Genomic DNA, 17,553 nt, shown 5'->3' with positions numbered 1-17,553 from the left:
GCTACTCCCGTCAACGCCCCCTGCCCGAACTGCGGCTTCTGCTACTCTGCGGCAACGGTTAAACTCTCCGCCCCGCAACTGAAGCCGACACGCAATGACCTCACCCTTCGTTCCCCAGATCGCCCTTTACCGCACCTGGCTCGCCGAGAAGCGCGGCCTCAACTTCGACAGCTACGAGGAGATGCGGCAATGGTCGGTGCGCGATCTCGACGGGTTCTGGCACGCCATCTGGGACTATTACGATCTGCAATCGCCGACGCCGTTTGCCGCCGTGATCACCGAGCGCAAGATGCCCGGCGCGGTCTGGTTTCCCGGCGCGCAGGTCAACTATGCCCGGCAGGTGTTCCGCCACGTGGACGCGGCTGACGCCGCCGGCCTGCCCGCAATCGTCAGCTGTGGCGAGGACGGCAGGCTTTGCGAGACGAGCTGGCCGGAGCTGCGGCGCAAGGCGGCTGCGCTCGCGCTGCATCTGAAAGAAAAAGGCATCAAGCCCGGCGACCGCGTCGCCGCCTATCTGCCCAACATCCCCGAGACCATCATCGCATTCCTGGCGAGCGCCAGCATCGGCGCGATCTGGAGCCTGTGCGCGCCCGACATGGCCGCGCCCGCCGTGATCGACCGCTTCAAGCAGATCGAACCGAAAGTACTGATTGCCTGCGACGCCGTCACCTATGCCGGCCGCCAGCACGATCGCAAAGACGTCCTCGCCGAGCTGCGGCGGTCGCTGCCGACGGTCGAGCACGTCATCCTGCACAGCGAGGCCGCCGCGCCCGCAGCGGCCGACGCCCTGCTCTCCGAAATTATCGCAACAACCGGCGCGGAGATCGACGCGTTCGAGCCGGCCTGGCTGCCGTTCGATCATCCGCTCTGGATCGTCTATTCCAGCGGTACCACCGGCCTGCCGAAGCCAATCGTGCACGGCCATGGCGGTATCATCATCGTGGTGCTGGCGCTGCTCGGCCTGCACAACGATCTTGGCTGCTCCTACCACGAGAACTCGTTCGGCGAGCGCTATCACTGGTACTCTTCGACGGGCTGGATCATGTGGAACAGCCAGGTCGGCGGCCTGCTCAGCGGCACCACCTGCTGCATCTTCGACGGCAGCCCCGGCGGCGCCAGGGACAAGCCAGACTGGACCACGCTGTGGCGCTTCGTCGCGCAGTCGAAAGCGACCTTCTTCGGCGCGGGCGCCGCGTTCTTCGCCAACTGCGCCAAGGCCGAGGTCGACCTCGTCGCCGCCGGTGATCTCTCACAGCTTCGATGTCTCGGCTCGACCGGCTCTCCGCTGAGCGCCGACACCCAAGCCTGGTTCAACAACCGCTTCGCTGGCCTGTCGAAGACCAACGGCAGCAAGGCGCAGGCCGATATCTGGTGGGCCAACATCTCCGGCGGCACCGATTTCGCCGGCGCGTTCATTGGCGGCAATCGCGAACTGCCGCAGACGCCGGGCGCGATGCAGTGCCGTCTGCTGGGTGCTGCCGTGGAAGCCTTTGACGAACAGGGCCGCGCCGTCATCGGCGAGGTCGGCGAGCTCGTCTGCACCGAGCCGATGCCGTCGATGCCGCTCTATTTCTGGAACGACAAGGGCGGTGCGCGCTATCGCGCGAGCTATTTCGAGACCTATCCGGACAATTTCGACGGCACCGGCCGTGGGCCGGTGTGGCGGCATGGCGACTGGCTCAAGGTCGACCCGGACGGCTCCTGCATCATCTATGGCCGCAGCGATGCCACCATCAACCGGCATGGCCTGCGCATGGGCACGAGCGAACTCTATTCCGCGATCGAGGCCTTGCCGGAGGTGCTGGATTCCCTCGTCGTCGATCTCGAATATCTCGGCCGTGACAGCTACATGCCCCTGTTCGTGGTGCTGCGCGAAGGCGTCGCCTTCGACGGCGCGATGCAGGCGAAGATCAACAAGGCGATCGAGGCCGGCCTCTCGCGCCGATTCCTGCCCAACGAGATTTTTGCGGTCGCCGAAATTCCCCGCACGCTCTCGGGCAAGAAGCAGGAGCTGCCGATCAAGAAGCTGCTGCTCGGCCAGCCCGTCGAGAAGGTCATCAACCGGGAGGCGATGGCCAATCCCGCCTGCCTCGACTGGTATCTCGCCTTCGCACGCGACTATCTGGCGCGGAGCGAGACTTGAGGGAGATCGCCGCAATTGCGCCGATGCCGTTTGGACTCCGTTCACCGATCGCCGCTAGAGCAGGATGCATCTTCCGCAACGAACGCGCGCCATGGCCGACCTCAACGCCGTCCTCTCCAGGCTGAACGACCGTCTGCTCCGCCTCGAGGGCGAGCTGTTCGTGCTGCGCTCGCTGGCCCGCGCGACGCTGACGGCGGGCGATGACCACGCGGCGCGAATGCGCAAGCTGGTCGAGGCCGCCAAGGTCGCGCTCGACGACGAGGCCACGCGTCCCCTCGACAAGCCGACGCGCAAATATGTCGATGCGGCGGCCGCGCTGGTGGAGGAATTGCTGGTCGAGCCGACCCAGGCGCGGCCGTTGTTCACCGTCATCGACGGTGGCCGGCGCGACTGAACGTCAAACTGGCCGTCCGTCGTCCGTCGCGGCGATATCGCCCGACTTGAGCCGGCTGAGGCCGGCTTCGATGATCGCGATCTCCTCGTCGATCTGGCCGATCGGCAGGCTGAAGTCGTAGCCGGACCTGCTCTTCAGATCGACTGCAAGCCGTTGCCTGTGCATCATCAGCTCGTCGAGGCCGCGCCGGTTCTTCAGCCGGACATAGACGTCGACGATCTGCTCAATCGCGCTCGGCATGAAATAGGTCCCGGCGAAAAAGCCCGCACGGCGCACCCGCGCCGGCGCGACAATCTCGGTGTCGCGGTACGCAATACAAATCCGCGACGGATTCGTCGATACGCCAAGCTGGTTGAGATCACGTTACCGTCAGATGATTTCGTGATGGCCGAGCATGAAAAAGCCGCTGGCGATCACGCCAGCGGCCAAATCCGGGTTCGAAAACGGATGCGGGTTGAAATGTCGCCAGCCCCGGTCGGTCCACGTTCTAACGGCAAATCCTGGGTCTCTCTGTTAAAAACGAAACACAGGAACCGGCCGTCGGCACTCGCCGCACCACCGTGGCGGCGTGGCAACGCTAGTCTGTGACGCAGAAATATTTGCGCGGCAGCCTGCGGTAGGCGCTGTAGCGGTAATGCGGCCGGTACGCGTAGCCGCGATAGAGCGCCGGCGGCTCCTGGCCGTAATAGGCGCCGTGATAAAAATTGGTGACCGGCCCTTCCGCGCAGCGATAGGTGTCCCAGGTCGGGCCGATGAAGGGCGCCACCCCGACCTCGGGCGGAACCACGGGATAGGGCGGTCCGCCAGCGCGCGCCGAAGTGGTTGCAACCAAGGTCGCGAGAAGGACAAACCACGCGCTCCGCATGCGTTCCTCCGAGCCGATGCCATGCGCATGGAAGCACCGGACCGGCCGACACCGCAATCGCGGAATTCATCGCGCAGCCTCGCCCGGCGCGTTGTTGATAACCGGCGCAAACCCAGCGCGGGTGGTGACAGGACGTCCGGACGTGTTATCGGGAGATGACGCAGTTGCGAGACGGATCGGACACCCATGCGCATTACTCTTGTCGGCTCCCGCCATTTCGGCGTGACCACCCTGAACATGCTCCGGGAGCATGGTGTCTCGATCGTGCGCGTCGTGGTGGCCGACGCCGAGGATCGTCTCGCCGCAACAGCCAAGGCGGCGGGCATCGACGTCGTGGTCCAGGCCAATCCCAAACTGGTGGTGGCCTCCGAGATCGCCCCCGACACCGATCTGATCGTCACCGCGCACAGCCACGCCCGGATCGGCAAGGACGCGCTTGAGGCAGCGAAGCTGGGCGGGATCGGCTATCATCCCTCGCTGCTGCCGCGTCACCGCGGCAAGGCGGCCGTGGAATGGACCATCAAGGAAGGCGATCCGATCGCCGGCGGCACGATCTATCACCTCGCCGACCGCATGGACGCTGGCGCCATTGCGGCCCAGGAGTGGTGCTTCGTCAAGAAGGGCGAGACGGCGCGGGAACTGTGGGAGCGCGCGCTCGCCCCGCTCGGGCTCAAATTGCTGGCCGACGTGATCGACTATGCCAAGGTCCACAAGGCGCTGCCGTCCAAGACTCAAGACGAGCAGTTCGCGACTTCAGCGCCAAGTCTTTCCTGAGGCCCTTTATCCTGAGTCGATCTCCTGACGTTTACTCTTAACGTGACGGGGCATTGATTTTGCTTCAAGAATCCCAGCTTGAAACCCAAATAAACCATTGTTCCCACAGGAACAATTTTCGATTTGGCACTGCACCAAATTTCCGTCACATTTGGCCCGAATAAGGGTCAGCATATCAGACAAATTCAAGGACGGATTTTATGCGTTTTGCTCGCATTGCGGCGTTCTGTGCCGCCTCAGTTACCACCCTCGCCGCGCCCGCCTTTGCCCAGACCCCCTATGACGGCAACTGGCACGTCACCATCGTCACCAAGAGCGGCACCTGCGAGCCGACCGCGAGCTCCTTGCTGACGGTTGCCGACGGCAAGATCACCGCGCCCGGCGCTAACGTTTCCGGCACCATCGGCAGCGGGGGACTTGTGAAAGTTTCGATCAATGGTGCATATGCCAACGGTCAACTCAGCGGCAACGCCGGATCGGGGAAGTGGAATGGAGCATCTGCAGGCATACCGTGCAGCGGGCGGTGGGAAGCATCGCGCCAATAGAAAAATCGTGACGAGCGGTGTGGGCCGGCGGCTGCTGATCGCGGCCGCCGTTATGTTTGCCGCCGGAATTGCAAACTCCGAGAGCAAGGCCCAGTCCGGCCCGTTCGCCCCGCTGGCCGGCAGCTGGAGCGGCTCTGGCACGGTCACCCTGGATGACGGCTCGACCGAACGGATCCGCTGCCGGGCGAAATACGCTCCGATCGGACCGACCATGGAGTTGTCTCTGACCTGCGCCAGCGACGCCTACAAGTTCAACCTCGGCGCCAACGTCAAGGCTGAAGGCAGCGCCATCGCGGGCAGCTGGTCCGAGGCCAGCCGCAATATCAGCGGCTCCCTTTCGGGTCGCGGCGCCGGCGGAAACTATGAGCTGCTCGCCTCCACTGCCGGCTTCAACGCCAACATCTCGCTGAAGACGTCCGGTAACAAGCAGAACGTCACGATGCGCGCCGACAGCCAGTTCCGCGGCGCCAACATCTCGCTGTCGCGCTAAGCCGATACGAGTAGATTGACAATCGACCCGGCGATCTCGCCGGGTCGATTTTTTATGTGCCCGGCACGAACGCCGTGACCTCGATCTCGACCTTGGCCCGGTCATCCACGAGGCCGCCGATGTAGAGCAAGGTCGAGGGCGGGAAATTGCGCCCCAGCGTTTCCTTCCAGGCCGCGCCGATGCCGGCCCCGGCTGCCTCATATTCGCTGCGGCTGGTCAGGTACCAGGTCAGGCGGACGATATGCTCGGGGCCGGCGCCGGCCTCGCCCAGGAGCTTGATGATCCGCTTCAGCGCGGTCCCGACCTGCGCTGCCATGTCAGGCGCGTAATTGCCGGTCTCGTCGCCGCCGGTCTGCCCGGCCAGCACCACCCAGCGGCCCGGCCCCTCGACCACGACACCATGGGAAAAGCCGCGCGGTTTTTTCCACTCGGCCGGCTGCAAGATGTGCATGAGCGAAGATCTCCCGATTGTTCTCGTTGTTCACTGATGCCTTAGCACGGCGCCCTGCATCGCTGCACCGGCAGATTTGACCGTTGCAAACGGCGAGGATGTCGCCGATACCGGCCTTCCCTCAAGACCCTCGCCTCTCACACCCGCGCCGATGAACACGACACCGTCCAAAACGATGGCTGCCCTGTGGATGGCTGGCTGGCTGTCGCTGATGCTGGTCATGGCGGTCGCCGGACGCGAGACCACGCGCGAGCTGAATGTATTTCAGATCATGGAAGTGCGTTCGCTGCTAGGATTCCTTTTGCTTTCGCCGATCATCTATCGGGCCGGCGGCTTCAAAGTGCTCAGGACGTCGCGCCTGCCGCAGCACATCGGGCGCAATTTGGTGCACTATGTTGCGCAGCTCGGCTGGTTCTTCGCGCTCACGCTGATCCCGATCGGCCAAGTGGTGGCTATCGAGTTCACCATGCCAATCTGGACGGCGCTGCTCGCAGCGAGCCTCCTCTCCGAGCGCATGACGCCGTGGAAGATCGCCGCCATCGCGCTTGGCCTTTTCGGTGTGATCGTCATCGTCCGACCCGCCACCGGCGAAATCAATCCCGGTCAACTCATCGCACTAGGCGCCGCGATGGGCTTTGGCGTGTCCATGGTGCTCGTCAAATCGCTGACCCGCACCGAAAGCGCACTGTCGATCCTGTTCTGGATGCTGGTGGTGCAATCGGTCGCAGGCTTCATTCCGACGCTGTTCGTCTGGACGTGGCCCTCCGCCTATGTCTGGGCATGGGTTGGCGTGATCGGCGTCTGCGGCACGTTTTCGCACTACTGCCTCGCCAGCGCGATGCGCTATGCGGATGCGACCATCGTCGTTCCCATGGACTTCCTGCGAGTTCCATTGACCGCGACCGCTGGCTGGCTGCTGTATTCGGAGCGGCTTGACACCTGGACGGTGGTCGGCGCCGCGCTGATCCTGTTCGGCAATCTCCTGAATCTAAAGCCAGCTCCGGCAGATCCTGCTCCCGCGCGCTGAACCTCGCGCCGCCTCGCGCGACAAAACCAAGTGGCCGTGTGATTTGGATCACGTTGGAAGGGTATTCCATCGTGCACATTCTGCCACACAGCAGCGGGTTGAACGCGACGAACTGCCGTTTTGGTGGCGCCGAGGCGGGCACTTCATGTAAGTTCGTGCCAATTCGTTGCTGCCTGCAATTTCGATTCTGTTGGGGATTCCAGATGCGCACTCTCACCCTCCTCGCGTCGCTGATGTGCATGGCACTGTCGGTCAGTGCCGCGAAGGCCGACCGCCGCGTTGCTTTCGTCGTCGGCAACGGCACCTACAAGAACGTCGCACAATTGCCGAACCCGCCGATCGACGCCAAGGCGATGGCGGCAACGCTGCGCAATGTCGGCTTCGAGGTGATCGAAGGTTCGAACCTCTCGCGCGACCAGATGACGGAGAAGCTGCTGGACTTCGGCCGCAAGGCGCAGGGCTCCGACGTCGCAGTGTTCTATTATGCCGGTCACGGCATCGCGGTCGGCGGCTCCAATTATCTTCTGCCTGTCGACGCCGACATCAAGTCGGAGATGGACGTCAAGCTCGGTGCCGCCATCAACATCGATCTGACGCTCGAGCAGACCATGGGCGACGCCAAGGTCAAGCTGGTGTTCCTTGACGCCTGCCGCGACAATCCGTTTGCCGCCAAGATCAAATCGAACTCCGCGACCCGCAGCGTCAACGTGCAGAGCGGTCTTGCCGAGATGAAATCCGGCGAAGGCACGCTGATCGCGTTCGCCACCGGCCCGGGCCAGACCGCGCTCGACGGCCAAGAGGGCAACAACAGCCCGTTCACCCGTGCGCTCATCGACAACATCACCAAGCCTGGTGTCGAGATCCAGCAGGCGATGACGTCGGTCCGCGCCCAGGTCAACGAGGAGACCCACAAGGGGCAGCTGCCCTGGGGCCACACCAATTTGACCGGCGCGGTCTATCTCAACCAGGCTCCGACGACGCAGGTCGCCAATGCGGCACCGACGGCTGCTGGCAGCGTGCCAATGGCGACGGGCGGCAGCTCGGACGGTGTCGAGCTCGAATACTGGCGTTCGGTCAAGGAGAGCAATAAGTCGGAAGAGCTCAACGCTTACCTCTCCGCCTACCCGAACGGTCAGTTCAAGGCGCTTGCGCTGGCACGCCTCGCGGCCATCAAGAGCGGCCCCTCGACCGCGACGCGCACCCTCACCGCTGGCGTCGATCCCGCGACCTTCACCGAAGAGGCCACCCAGCTTACCGAGGACCAAATCGGCCTCGACAAGAACCAGCGCCGCGACGTTCAGCGTCGCCTGGGCGGGCTCGGCTTCGACAACAAACAGACAGGCGTCTTCGGCGACGAGACCCGGTCGGTGCTCAAGCGCTGGCAGGCGGCGCGCGGCTATCCCGCGTCTGGCTACCTGAACAAGCTCCAGCACAAGGCTCTGCTTTCGGAAGTCGTGGCCGGCCCGCCGACCGCGAGCGACAACAGCCAGAAGGCAGCCCGCCGGGCCGCCGCCCCCGCGGCCAGCAGCGCGCCCGCACCTGCTCCCCATCGCAGCAGCGGCGGCGATCCTGCCGGCGCAGCCTTCGTCGGCGGTGTCGTCGGCGGCATGATGGGCGGCATGTTCCGCCGCTGAGGCGAGGCCAATCGCAGATACAAAAGCCCGGCTCGCGCCGGGCTTTTTCGTTACGAATAAACCAAAGCTTTGGCGTCTACTTCCCCGCGGCCTTTCGCAGCGCCTCGTTGATGCGGTCCTGCCAGCCGGGCCCGCCGGACTGGAAATGCTCCAGCACGTCCTGGTCGATCCGCAGCGTGACCTGCTCCTTGACCCCCGGCGCCACGTTCTGCTTTGGCGGCGCCGCAGCGACCTTCGCCGTCACCTTCTTGAACGCCGCCTCGGCCTCCGTCCTGGCGTCGCCCAACGTCCGCGGCCGCCTCGGTGGTTGATCCGCCATGTCCTAGATTCCCTCAAACAGAGCCGTCGAAAGATACCGCTCGGAGAAGGACGGCACTATAGCCAGGATGGTCTTTCCCGCAGCTTCGGGTCGCTTGCCGATCTCGACGGCCGCGGCAATCGCGGCGCCCGAGGAGATGCCGCCCGGAATGCCCTCATGCCGCGCCAGTGCCCGCGAGGTCTCGATCGCCGTCGTCGAGTTGACCTTGACGATCTCGTCGATCACCGAGCGATCGAGAATGTCAGGGACGAAGCCCGCACCGATGCCCTGGATCTTGTGCGGCGTGTGCTGGCCACCCGACAGCACCGGGCTCTCCTCCGGCTCGACCGCAACCACGCGCAGCGAGGGCTTGCGCGGCTTCAGCACCTGGCCGACGCCGGTGATGGTGCCCCCGGTGCCGACGCCGGCGACGAAGAAGTCGATGTTGCCGGCGGTGTCATTCCAGATCTCCTCCGCGGTGGTGCGGCGGTGCACCTCGGGATTGGCGAGATTCTTGAACTGCTGCGGCATCACCGAATTCGGCGTCGTCTTCAACAGCTCTTCGGCCGTCGCGATCGCGCCCTTCATGCCTTGCGCGGCCGGTGTCAGCACCAGCTCCGCGCCGAGAAAGGACAGCATCTTGCGGCGTTCGATCGACATCGACTCCGGCATGACCAGCTTGAGCCTATAGCCGCGCGACGCCGCGACGAAGGCCAGCGCGATGCCGGTATTGCCGGAGGTCGGTTCGATCAGCACGGTGTCGGGCTTGACGATTCCGGCCTTCTCCATGGCGATGATCATGGCCGCGCCGATGCGATCCTTCACGCTTGCGGCGGGATTGAAATATTCAAGCTTTGCCAAAATGGTCGCGTTCACGCCATGCATGCCCGGCAGCCGGCGCAAGCGCACGATCGGCGTGTCGCCAAAAGCATCGACGATCGAGTCATAGATCCGGCCGCGGCCGGGTTGGTGCGCTGCACCCGTGGTGGACGATGCGTCCATGATGAACTCCCTGTGGCGACGATTGTGCTTCTAGACAGCCTGCGGCGACACGCAAGCGAGATTGCGTTACATGTTAAATACGCTGCATCGCAAAATCGCGTGAGCAATAATTATCAGAAAACCAACGCATTTGTGTTGCGACCTCGTCAACTGATTCTGCTTATGTTAGACTTAGGTCTCAAGCTGGGAGGTCACCACGATGTCAGCAGTCGCTGAAGTGTTGTCGACCGTCGCACCGAACCGCGCTCCGCGTTGCAGTGAGTTGCCGGCCTGTCCCGTCTGCGCCGACTCCATGATCGCCGCCGAAGGTTCTGCGTATTTGTCGGAACACGTGATCAGCTATCTCTGGACCTGCGACAATTGCGGCTACGGCTTCGTGACCAAGCACTCCGTCAAGCAGCGCCTCGTCTGCAACTGACGTTTTGCACTTGACCTAGCGCGGGGCGATGTCGCCCCTCCCCCAGTCTTCGCGCGTACGCCGATAGAACTCCTCGAACGTTCCCTGTGCGATCGCGTCCCTGATGCCCTGCATCAGGAACTGGTAATAAGCGATATTGATCTCGGACAGCAGCATCGCACCCAGCGTCTCGCCCGCCTTGACGAGATGGTGCAAATAGGCGCGCGCGTAGCTGCGCGCCGACGGCCAGGAGCTCTCTTCGTCGAGCGGACGGGGATCGTCGGCGTGGCGCGCGTTGCGCAAATTCACCTGGCCGAAGCGTGTGAAGGCAACGCCATGCCGGCCATTGCGCGTCGGCATCACGCAGTCGAACATGTCGATGCCGCGCTTGACCGCCTCGAGGATGTCGTCGGGTGTGCCGACGCCCATCAGGTAGCGCGGCCGCTCTCTCGGCAGCAGCGGCGCTGTCTCGTCGATGATCGCCAGCATCACCGCCTGCGGCTCACCGACGGCGAGGCCGCCAATGGCATAACCATGGAAACCGATCTCGATGAGGCCTTGCGCGCTGGCATGGCGAAGCTGGGGTATGTCGCCGCCCTGCACGATGCCGAACAGCATGTAGCCGTCGGGCGCGCTCTCGAAGGCGCGCTTGCTTCGCTCGGCCCAGCGCAGCGACAATTTCATCGCGCGGTCGATGTCGGCGCGCTCGGCGGGCAGTCGCACGCATTCGTCCATCTGCATAGCGATATCGGAGCCGAGCAAACGCTGCACCTCGATCGAGCGCTCCGGCGACAGCTCGACCTTGGCGCCGTCGATATGCGAACGGAAGGTCACGGCCTGCTCGCTGACCTTGCGCAGATCCGCCAGCGACATCACCTGGAAGCCGCCGGAATCCGTCAGCATCGGCCCGTTCCAGCCGGTGAATGTCTGCAAGCCGCCAAGCGCCGCGATCCGCTGGGCGCCGGGACGCAGCATCAGATGATAGGTGTTGCCGAGCACGATGTCGGCACCGGCCTCACGCACCTCGCGCCAGTGCATGCCCTTCATCGCGCCGGCGGTACCGACCGGCATGAAGGCGGGCGTGCGCACCACGCCGTGCGGCGTGGTCAGGCGCCCGGTGCGCGCGGCGCCATCGGTGGCGAGCAGTTCGAAATGATTGGGCAGACCGGTGTCAGGACGATTCATGACGGTGCTTATTGCGTGTCGGAGCAGGCCGATCAACCCGCTCGGGCGATGCCTCGGCCGGCTTATGCATCAGACTGGGACAATGGGTGCAAATATTGGGGGACACGGAATTGTGCGCCTGCGACGCTCGTTAAACAAAACGATACAGTGTAGTTTTACCTTGGGTTGGACGAGATGCCGCGGCGATGTTGCCGGCGGCGGTAGATGCGTGATCGCCAGCCACCGCAATGCCCCTCCCTTCAAGTTCGACTGACCCAGCCGGCCGTTCGCATGGCTGGACGAGGTGGACCGGCGCCCGCCTGTTCGGATTGCTGGTCCTGACGTGCAGCTTGGCGCTCGGCGCCTGCACCTCCCTGCCCCGCACGCCCTATACGGCCACCGAAGCCAGCACATCGCGCGTGCTCGATATTGATGGCCTGCGGCGCTACGCCGACGAACCCATCACGAAATTCAATTTCGAGAAGGACACCAGCACCGCGACGAAGTCCTACCTGGCGCTGTCAGGCGGCGGCGCAGATGGCGCCTACGGCGTCGGTGTGCTCAACGGCTGGACCGCGGCCAAAACCCGTCCCACCTTCTCGGTGGTCTCGGGCGTGAGCACCGGCGGCCTGATTGCGCCCTTTGCGTTTCTCGGCTCGCGATATGACGACACGTTGAAGGAGGTCTACACCAGCGGTGTCGCGGAGAGCCTCTTGAGTGATCCCAGCATCATGCGCGTGCTGTTCGGGTCCGGCCTGTTCGGCAACACGCGGCTGCGCGAGCTCGTCGCCCGCTATGTCGGCCCCGAAATCATGGCGCAAGTCGCTCGTGAAAACGCCAAGGGCCGAAGGCTGCTGGTGGTGACGACCGATCTCGACACCCAGCGCACCGCGATCTGGGACATGGGCAAGATCGCCGCGGTCGGCACGTCCGAGGCGCTCAAGCTGTTTCGCGACGTGATGGCGGCCTCCGCCAGCATCCCGCTGGTGTTTCCGCCGATCATGATCGACGCCGAAGGCGAGGGCCGCAGATTTCAGGAGATGCATGTCGACGGCGGCGTGACGGCCCCGGTGCTGACACTGCCGGAAGCCCTGCTTTTCCAGGGCAGTCGCCTGCCCGGCCCCGCGAAGCTGGACATCTACATCCTCGTCAACAAGAAGATCGAACGCAATTTCGAGCTCGTCTCCAACAGCACCATCGACGTTGCCTCCCGCAGCCTGTCGTCGATCACCCAGTCGCAGACCCGGTCGATCATCTTCTCGACCTATAATTTTGCGAAGCGCAACCGCCTGGGCTTCCATCTCTCCTATATCGCGCGCGATTATCCGGCCGCCCCCTCGGAAGGGTTCGACACCGCTTATATGCGAGCGCTGTATCAGTACGGATACGAGAAGGCGGCTTCGGGCGAGGCCTGGACTTCGACGCTTCCGTGAGCGCTCGGTGAGGAACGGGGCCGTGCCGAGACGGTTGACGATGCGGTCATTCGGCCAGATTAGCCATGACGCACTCGTTGCCGCGCGTTATAGAGCAATGATCGATGTCACGACCGCGCAGGAATCATTGGGCATGGGATTGACTGCGACCAGGACAAGACCGGCGGCGCCGCGGCGCGAGGTGCCGAAATCGCGCGGCGGCCGGCCGACGAAAAGCGCCGCGATCGAGCGCGATCAGCGGCTGATCGAGGTCGCCACCCGCCTATTCCTGGATCGCGGCTTTGACGCGACCTCGCTCGATGCGGTCGCGGAAGCCGCGCGAGTGAGCAAGCCCACCGTCTATGCCCGTTACGGCGACAAGCGCGGCCTGTTTGCAGCCGTGCTGAGACGCGAGATCGCGCGATGGCTGGCACCGCTGTCCGCGGCAGCCGAGACGCAGCTCGGCAGCGCCTCGGATATCTCGGTCGAGCAACGGCTGGTCGAGATCGGGCGCGAGATGCTGACATTCACCTGCGGACCCGATGCCGTCGCCTTCAGCCGCATGATGACGTCGCAGGCCATCAACTTTCCCGACATCGCCAAGCTCGGCAAGGAGGAAGGCTGGCTCAAGGCCGTCGCCACCACGGCACGCTTCTTCGACCATCTGGTGGCGCAAGGCGCGCTCGACGTCCACGACACCACCATCGCGGCGGAAGTGTTTCTCGACGTCGTCGTCGGTCATAACCATCGTCTGGCGACGTTTGGAACGCCGCCGGAGATGAAGGCCGCGGAAAAGCGCATGCGCGCTGCGATCAAGCTGTTCCTGGCAGGCGCGCTGGGATCAGCGGACGGCAGCCAGAGTGCCGCCAAGGGCACGCAGCGGCGGCGCCCATCGCGCTGACAATTCCGTGAGCTTACGATCTTTCCAGGAGATCTCGTGGCCGCGCCGTTGACCGAAACAAAACGATACGGTATTGTTTAATTATAGGGCGCTGCGGATCGCTTTTTCACCAGCCCCAAGAGGTCCGCACCGCTTCGATCGTCGCGGCGGTACAGCCCGTCGCGACGCTCAGCGGCCGACCGATGCCCAAGGTCGGCCGCAAATTCTTGACGATCATCCGGCATACTCGCTGGCCGAGGGTTCGAGCATGACGACGGCCAAACGACGGATCTCGGGACTGCTCGCGATCGCCCTGTCCGCACTCCTCCTCGCAGCGCCGGCGCGGGCGATCGTGAGCACGGGCACGCCGACCACCCTTCACAGCGACACAGATGGTGACGCCGAGGTCGACCGCCAAGCGGTCAGCCGCGAGATCGAGCGCTTCCGCAGCTCGTCGATCTCGATCAACCAGGCCATGGCGATTGCGGAAGCCCGCCACGTCGGTGCCACCACGGCGGATGTGAGTTTCGACGGAGCCTCAGGCGTGCCGGTCTACCGGGTGAAGACCCTGCACAACGACCGGATCTGGCGCCACACCATCAATGCCGCGACCGGCGAGCTCGTCGGCGGGGAAGCCGCCCTCCCTCTCGCCGAGCTCGACCTCGACGATCGCAGCAATCTCGCAGCGCTCGGTGCCATCAAGCACCGACTTGCGGATGCCGTCCACGTCGCCGAGCGCGCGGCCTCCGGCAAAGCCATCAGCGGCGGACTGGTGCGCGAACGCGGCCGGCTGAATTTCGCGATCGTCGTCATCAGTGGCGACAACCTCAAGGAGGTCATCCTCGAACCGCCGGGCGCCCGGACCAAATAGCGGCAGCCCCAATCCCGCCGAAAAGCCATTGACGGGGGCAGGACTCTCCCGCATAAGCTCCCGCCATGTTCGCGACCACCAAACGCACGACTAAAACCACCACGGCCTTCGGGGCCCGGGGAGGCGTGCGCGTGTAGTCGTCGACTAGAACGCAATCCACTCTACCGAAGCCCCGCCCATGATGGTCCGGGGCTTTTTTGTTGTTTAGATCGCAATTCAATGGAGGACAAAGTGAGTAACGATCCCGTCGTCGCGATTGTCGGCGTCACCGGTGCGGTGGGCGCCGAATTCATCGCCACCATGGACAAGCGCGGCTTTCGCGTCGGCAAGCTCAAGGCGCTGGCGAGCGCCCGCTCGGCCGGCAAGACGGTGTCGTTCCGTGGGCAAGACGTCATCATCGAGGAGCTGACCGAACGCGCCTTCGAGGGCGTTGACATCGCCCTGTTCTCCGCCGGCGGCAGCATCTCCAAGAAGTTCGCGCCGATCGCGGTCAAGGCCGGCGCCGTCGTCGTCGACAACTCCTCCGCCTTCCGCATGGACCCGAACGTGCCGCTGGTGATCCCCGAGATCAACGCGAACCGCATCCGCGACCACAAGGGCATCATCGCCAACCCGAACTGCGCCGCCATCACGGCGCTGGTCCCGCTGTGGCCGATCCACCAGAGCAACCGCATCAAGCGCGTGATCATCTCGACCTACCAGGCGGCCTCCGGCGCCGGCGCTGCCGCCATGGACGAGCTGGTCGAGTCCACCCGCGCCAATCTCAACGGGCAGGTTTATACGCCGAAGGTGATGCCGCATCCCTACGCTTTCAACCTCTTCAGCCACAACACCGCGATCGACCCTGACACCGGCTACAACGACGAAGAGACCAAGGTCATCAACGAAACCCGCAAGATCTTCGAGGACGACAAGATCGCGATCGGCGTCACCTGCGTGCGCGTGCCGGTGCTGCGGGCTCATTGCGAGGCCATCACCTTCGAATGCGAGAAGCCGATCAGCGAGGACCAGGTCCGCGCCATCATGGCACGAGCGCCCGGCGTCAAGGTCGTCGACGACCGTGCCAGGAACTACTTCCCGATGCCGATCGATGCCTCGGGCCAGGACGACGTCTTGGTCGGCCGCATCCGCAAGGACCTCAGCGACCCCTCCGGACATTCGATCTCGATGTTCGTGGCGGCGGACCAGCTGCTCAAGGGCGCTGCACTCAACGCGGTGCAGATCGCGGAGCTCCTGCCGCAGCGGATGATGGCGTAACGGAAGATGCGTAAGGTGGGCAAAGGCGCGCAAGCGCCGTGCCCACCACTTCGCATCAAGAAAGTTGGTCGGCAGGCTTCGCTTTGCCCACCCTACAATGGCAAACAGCGCGGTCAGGTCAACGCGGGGAGAATGTCTGTCTTAGCAAAGTGGGCTCCCTTGAAGAGCAGCGGTTGCGAACGCGCTTTCGCCAAGCGTAGACCGCACAATCGACGATGTTGAGCTGCGCCGGATGTCCCCCGACCCTTGCCGAAGCGTTGAAATGCCTCGAACGCGCCTTTCGCCATGTCTGCGTCGAACGGCACTACGACAATCCCGGCAGTCTCCAGCAATTCGTCGAAGAACTTCACGGCCGATGCTCCGAAGCGAGCAGAGAGAACGATCTTGGTTTCCAGGATTGCTACTGCTGACATCGACAGGCTGGCAGCATCCAGCATGGCTTTCCGATAGCGCTGCCCATCTGGCTCGTTGGTGACGGTCGCGACGATCGCAGACGTATCCAGCACCATCAGGACGGCAGCCCGAAACGGTCATAGCCGAGGATTTCGTCTGCAGGCCGAGAATCGAGAACGGGCAAGCCAGCGGTTCGCTCGAAGAACGACGTCAGGGCGGCCCTCCTATCGACCGCCGGCGATGCCACGCGAGACAAGCGCTCCTCGATGGCGCGTTCGAGCGCCGTCTCGATGTCTTCCCCCGTCAGGCGGGCGAGGCGCTGGGCAAGCTCATCTACTTTCGCGGAACGGATGTTCATCGGCCACTCGATCCATGCAAAACGTATGAGCAATATAGCACGAGAACGCCGCCCGCGTCACTCCCGCGCCGGAAACAGCAAACAGGCATCCCCGTACGAATAGAACCGGTAGCCGGTCGCGATCGCGTGTGCATAGGCCTGCTGCATCGCCTCCAGCCCGGAGAACGCCGACACCAGCATGAACAGTGTCGACTTCGGCAAATGGAAATTGGTCAGCAGAACATCGACGGCGCGGAAGCGATAGCCGGGGGTGATGAAGATCGACGTCTCGGCGGCGAACGGCTCAATGGTGCCGTCCTCGCTGGCTGCGCTTTCGAGCAGGCGCAACGACGTGGTGCCAACCGCGATGATACGGCCGCCGTTCTTGCGCGCAGTGTTGAGCCGCTCCGCCGTTTCGGCCGACAGCGTGCCCCACTCGGCATGCATCTTGTGGCCTTCGGTGTCGTCCACCTTCACTGGCAGGAAGGTCCCTGCCCCGACATGCAGCGTGACGCGATTGATGCCGACGCCGCGCGCGTGCATCGCCTGCTCCAGCGCCGGGGTGAAATGCAGGCCTGCTGTCGGCGCGGCAACGGCGCCTTCGTTCACAGCGAACATGGTCTGGTAGTCGGCGAGATCCTGATCATCAGGCGTGCGTTTCGAGGCGATGTAGGGCGGCAGCGGCGGGCTGCCGAGATCGGCGATGGCTTGATCCAGCGTCGGGCCGTGAAACGAAAATGACAGCGTCACCTCGCCTTCCCCGCCCTTCGCCTCGACCTCGGCGTCGAGATGGCCGAGCAGGCAGACCTTGCCCTCATTGCCGAAGCGGATGCGGTCGCCGGCGATGAGTTTCTTGGCAGGCTTCACCAACGCCTGCCAGCGCGAGCCGTCGAGGCGCTTGATCAGCGTTGCCTCGATCTTCGGCTCGGTCTCGCGGCCGATGCGACGGCCTTTTAATTGCGCCGCGATCACCTTGGTGTCGTTGACGACGAGCTGGTCGCCCGGCTTCAGCCATTGCGGCAGGTCGGTGATGATTTGGTCGCGCAGCGTGCCGCGATCGACGACCAGCATCTTCGCGGAGTCGCGCGGGCTCGCCGGGCGCAATGCGATGCGCTCGGCGGGCAGGTCGAAATCGAAGAGGTCGGTGCGCATCTCGGACTCAGGGCCGCACAGTCACTCCTCATCCTGAGGGGTGCGGAACGCGCGTCTCGACGGATGA

General features: G+C 64.1%; 21 protein-coding genes. 12 read left to right on the top strand and 9 right to left on the bottom strand.

Features of this window, described 5'->3' with window-relative positions; genetic code table 11:
• The first annotated feature begins 94 nt into the window (after positions 1–94).
• Positions 95–2,143 carry an acetoacetate--CoA ligase gene (locus IVB36_RS14775; protein WP_247392008.1) on the top strand — a complete coding sequence of 683 codons (2,049 nt, stop codon included), beginning with the start codon at positions 95–97 and terminating at the stop codon, positions 2,141–2,143.
• Positions 2,144–2,234: 91 nt separating this feature from the next.
• Positions 2,235–2,537 carry a hypothetical protein gene (locus IVB36_RS14770; RefSeq protein ID WP_026233471.1) on the top strand — a complete coding sequence of 101 codons (303 nt, stop codon included), beginning with the start codon at positions 2,235–2,237 and terminating at the stop codon, positions 2,535–2,537.
• Positions 2,538–2,540: 3 nt separating this feature from the next.
• On the opposite strand, the gene IVB36_RS14765 is transcribed toward IVB36_RS14770, so the two are convergent.
• Positions 2,541–2,777 carry a hypothetical protein gene (locus tag IVB36_RS14765; protein WP_026233472.1) on the bottom strand — a complete coding sequence of 79 codons (237 nt, stop codon included), beginning with the start codon at positions 2,775–2,777 and terminating at the stop codon, positions 2,541–2,543.
• Between the two features lie 337 nt (positions 2,778–3,114).
• Positions 3,115–3,402 carry a hypothetical protein gene (locus IVB36_RS14760; RefSeq protein WP_204511264.1) on the bottom strand — a complete coding sequence of 96 codons (288 nt, stop codon included), beginning with the start codon at positions 3,400–3,402 and terminating at the stop codon, positions 3,115–3,117.
• Positions 3,403–3,588: 186 nt separating this feature from the next.
• Here IVB36_RS14760 and IVB36_RS14755 point away from each other — a divergent pair, with 186 nt between their 5' ends.
• The 3 genes from IVB36_RS14755 (at position 3,589) to IVB36_RS14745 (ending at position 5,211) form a co-directional block, all read left to right on the top strand.
• Positions 3,589–4,176, top strand: a complete 588-nt coding sequence (locus tag IVB36_RS14755) for a formyltransferase family protein (RefSeq protein WP_018457969.1) — start codon at positions 3,589–3,591, stop codon at positions 4,174–4,176.
• Between the two features lie 200 nt (positions 4,177–4,376).
• A complete protein-coding gene (locus IVB36_RS14750; protein WP_018457970.1) occupies positions 4,377–4,721 on the top strand; it encodes a hypothetical protein in 345 nt (114 codons plus the stop codon).
• On the top strand, positions 4,666–5,211 hold the full coding sequence (locus IVB36_RS14745) for a hypothetical protein (protein WP_026233473.1): 546 nt from the start codon (positions 4,666–4,668) through the stop codon (positions 5,209–5,211). Before IVB36_RS14750 ends, IVB36_RS14745 begins: the two co-directional genes overlap by 56 nt.
• Before the next feature lie 52 nt (positions 5,212–5,263).
• Here the strand turns inward: IVB36_RS14745 and IVB36_RS14740 are convergent, their stop codons facing one another.
• Positions 5,264–5,662 carry a RidA family protein gene (locus tag IVB36_RS14740; RefSeq protein WP_247392007.1) on the bottom strand — a complete coding sequence of 133 codons (399 nt, stop codon included), beginning with the start codon at positions 5,660–5,662 and terminating at the stop codon, positions 5,264–5,266.
• A 151-nt stretch (positions 5,663–5,813) separates the two neighbouring features.
• On the opposite strand from IVB36_RS14740, the gene IVB36_RS14735 reads away from it, so the two are divergent.
• Together IVB36_RS14735 and IVB36_RS14730 are read left to right on the top strand one after the other, a co-directional pair.
• The gene (locus tag IVB36_RS14735; RefSeq protein ID WP_247392022.1) at positions 5,814–6,689 is read left to right on the top strand and encodes a DMT family transporter; all 876 of its coding nucleotides are present in this window, start codon (positions 5,814–5,816) and stop codon (positions 6,687–6,689) included.
• A gap of 203 nt (positions 6,690–6,892) precedes the next feature.
• The gene (locus tag IVB36_RS14730; protein ID WP_018457974.1) at positions 6,893–8,323 is read left to right on the top strand and encodes a caspase family protein; all 1,431 of its coding nucleotides are present in this window, start codon (positions 6,893–6,895) and stop codon (positions 8,321–8,323) included.
• Between the two features lie 76 nt (positions 8,324–8,399).
• Here the strand turns inward: IVB36_RS14730 and IVB36_RS14725 are convergent, their stop codons facing one another.
• Both IVB36_RS14725 and cysK read right to left on the bottom strand, forming a co-directional pair.
• A complete protein-coding gene (locus tag IVB36_RS14725; RefSeq protein WP_007610629.1) occupies positions 8,400–8,642 on the bottom strand; it encodes a BrnA antitoxin family protein in 243 nt (80 codons plus the stop codon).
• Positions 8,643–8,645: 3 nt separating this feature from the next.
• Complete coding sequence (gene cysK / locus IVB36_RS14720) at positions 8,646–9,623, bottom strand: cysteine synthase A (protein ID WP_247392005.1); 978 nt, start codon at positions 9,621–9,623, stop codon at positions 8,646–8,648.
• A gap of 199 nt (positions 9,624–9,822) precedes the next feature.
• Between cysK and IVB36_RS14715 the strand changes: the two genes are divergently transcribed.
• Entirely contained in the window at positions 9,823–10,041 is a 219-nt protein-coding gene (locus IVB36_RS14715; protein WP_026233474.1) for a hypothetical protein, read from the top strand.
• Positions 10,042–10,056: 15 nt separating this feature from the next.
• Here IVB36_RS14715 and tgt read toward each other — a convergent pair whose 3' ends face one another.
• Positions 10,057–11,205, bottom strand: a complete 1,149-nt coding sequence (gene tgt / locus IVB36_RS14710) for a tRNA guanosine(34) transglycosylase Tgt (protein WP_247370353.1) — start codon at positions 11,203–11,205, stop codon at positions 10,057–10,059.
• A 227-nt stretch (positions 11,206–11,432) separates the two neighbouring features.
• On the opposite strand from tgt, the gene IVB36_RS14705 reads away from it, so the two are divergent.
• From IVB36_RS14705 to IVB36_RS14690, 4 genes are all read left to right on the top strand, one after another.
• Entirely contained in the window at positions 11,433–12,617 is a 1,185-nt protein-coding gene (locus IVB36_RS14705) for a patatin-like phospholipase family protein (protein WP_247392004.1), read from the top strand.
• A 133-nt stretch (positions 12,618–12,750) separates the two neighbouring features.
• A complete protein-coding gene (locus IVB36_RS14700) occupies positions 12,751–13,497 on the top strand; it encodes a TetR/AcrR family transcriptional regulator (RefSeq protein WP_247392002.1) in 747 nt (248 codons plus the stop codon).
• A gap of 247 nt (positions 13,498–13,744) precedes the next feature.
• Complete coding sequence (locus IVB36_RS14695) at positions 13,745–14,347, top strand: PepSY domain-containing protein (RefSeq protein WP_204511270.1); 603 nt, start codon at positions 13,745–13,747, stop codon at positions 14,345–14,347.
• A gap of 219 nt (positions 14,348–14,566) precedes the next feature.
• The gene (locus IVB36_RS14690) at positions 14,567–15,604 is read left to right on the top strand and encodes an aspartate-semialdehyde dehydrogenase (RefSeq protein WP_247392000.1); all 1,038 of its coding nucleotides are present in this window, start codon (positions 14,567–14,569) and stop codon (positions 15,602–15,604) included.
• Between the two features lie 113 nt (positions 15,605–15,717).
• On the opposite strand, the gene IVB36_RS14685 is transcribed toward IVB36_RS14690, so the two are convergent.
• Genes IVB36_RS14685 through queA form a run of 3 tightly spaced genes read right to left on the bottom strand, consistent with a single transcriptional unit; the run spans position 15,718 to position 17,486 of the window.
• The gene (locus tag IVB36_RS14685; RefSeq protein WP_085384631.1) at positions 15,718–16,113 is read right to left on the bottom strand and encodes a type II toxin-antitoxin system VapC family toxin; all 396 of its coding nucleotides are present in this window, start codon (positions 16,111–16,113) and stop codon (positions 15,718–15,720) included.
• Positions 16,113–16,355: a type II toxin-antitoxin system VapB family antitoxin gene (locus IVB36_RS14680; RefSeq protein ID WP_085353162.1), complete on the bottom strand. Its 243-nt coding sequence runs from the start codon at positions 16,353–16,355 to the stop codon at positions 16,113–16,115. The genes IVB36_RS14685 and IVB36_RS14680 overlap by 1 nt, the downstream gene beginning before the upstream one ends.
• Before the next feature lie 57 nt (positions 16,356–16,412).
• Positions 16,413–17,486 (bottom strand): tRNA preQ1(34) S-adenosylmethionine ribosyltransferase-isomerase QueA, encoded by a 1,074-nt coding sequence (queA, locus tag IVB36_RS14675; RefSeq protein ID WP_247370340.1) that lies wholly within the window; start codon positions 17,484–17,486, stop codon positions 16,413–16,415.
• Positions 17,487–17,553: the final 67 nt, after the last annotated feature.

Source organism: Bradyrhizobium sp. 35, from assembly GCF_023073215.1.
GTDB lineage: Bacteria > Pseudomonadota > Alphaproteobacteria > Rhizobiales > Xanthobacteraceae > Bradyrhizobium > Bradyrhizobium canariense_D.
This window is presented reverse-complemented; position numbering and strand designations above follow the sequence as displayed.

Bases quoted from the DNA above. Each gene is read 5' to 3' on its own strand.
- IVB36_RS14730 (WP_018457974.1), top strand. From the start codon at position 6,893: ATGCGCACTCTCACCCTCCTCGCGTCGCTGATGTGCATGGCACTGTCG.
- IVB36_RS14715 (WP_026233474.1), top strand. From the start codon at position 9,823: ATGTCAGCAGTCGCTGAAGTGTTGTCGACCGTCGCACCGAACCGCGCT.
- IVB36_RS14725 (WP_007610629.1), bottom strand. From the start codon at position 8,642: ATGGCGGATCAACCACCGAGGCGGCCGCGGACGTTGGGCGACGCCAGG.
- IVB36_RS14695 (WP_204511270.1), top strand. From the start codon at position 13,745: ATGACGACGGCCAAACGACGGATCTCGGGACTGCTCGCGATCGCCCTG.
- IVB36_RS14700 (WP_247392002.1), top strand. From the start codon at position 12,751: ATGGGATTGACTGCGACCAGGACAAGACCGGCGGCGCCGCGGCGCGAG.
- IVB36_RS14690 (WP_247392000.1), top strand. From the start codon at position 14,567: ATGGAGGACAAAGTGAGTAACGATCCCGTCGTCGCGATTGTCGGCGTC.
- IVB36_RS14770 (WP_026233471.1), top strand. From the start codon at position 2,235: ATGGCCGACCTCAACGCCGTCCTCTCCAGGCTGAACGACCGTCTGCTC.
- cysK (WP_247392005.1), bottom strand. From the start codon at position 9,623: ATGGACGCATCGTCCACCACGGGTGCAGCGCACCAACCCGGCCGCGGC.
- IVB36_RS14705 (WP_247392004.1), top strand. From the start codon at position 11,433: ATGCCCCTCCCTTCAAGTTCGACTGACCCAGCCGGCCGTTCGCATGGC.
- tgt (WP_247370353.1), bottom strand. From the start codon at position 11,205: ATGAATCGTCCTGACACCGGTCTGCCCAATCATTTCGAACTGCTCGCC.
- IVB36_RS14680 (WP_085353162.1), bottom strand. From the start codon at position 16,355: ATGAACATCCGTTCCGCGAAAGTAGATGAGCTTGCCCAGCGCCTCGCC.
- queA (WP_247370340.1), bottom strand. From the start codon at position 17,486: ATGCGCACCGACCTCTTCGATTTCGACCTGCCCGCCGAGCGCATCGCA.
- IVB36_RS14740 (WP_247392007.1), bottom strand. From the start codon at position 5,662: ATGCACATCTTGCAGCCGGCCGAGTGGAAAAAACCGCGCGGCTTTTCC.
- IVB36_RS14775 (WP_247392008.1), top strand. From the start codon at position 95: ATGACCTCACCCTTCGTTCCCCAGATCGCCCTTTACCGCACCTGGCTC.
- IVB36_RS14685 (WP_085384631.1), bottom strand. From the start codon at position 16,113: ATGGTGCTGGATACGTCTGCGATCGTCGCGACCGTCACCAACGAGCCA.
- IVB36_RS14750 (WP_018457970.1), top strand. From the start codon at position 4,377: ATGCGTTTTGCTCGCATTGCGGCGTTCTGTGCCGCCTCAGTTACCACC.
- IVB36_RS14735 (WP_247392022.1), top strand. From the start codon at position 5,814: ATGAACACGACACCGTCCAAAACGATGGCTGCCCTGTGGATGGCTGGC.
- IVB36_RS14755 (WP_018457969.1), top strand. From the start codon at position 3,589: ATGCGCATTACTCTTGTCGGCTCCCGCCATTTCGGCGTGACCACCCTG.
- IVB36_RS14745 (WP_026233473.1), top strand. From the start codon at position 4,666: ATGGAGCATCTGCAGGCATACCGTGCAGCGGGCGGTGGGAAGCATCGC.
- IVB36_RS14760 (WP_204511264.1), bottom strand. From the start codon at position 3,402: ATGCGGAGCGCGTGGTTTGTCCTTCTCGCGACCTTGGTTGCAACCACT.
- IVB36_RS14765 (WP_026233472.1), bottom strand. From the start codon at position 2,777: ATGCCGAGCGCGATTGAGCAGATCGTCGACGTCTATGTCCGGCTGAAG.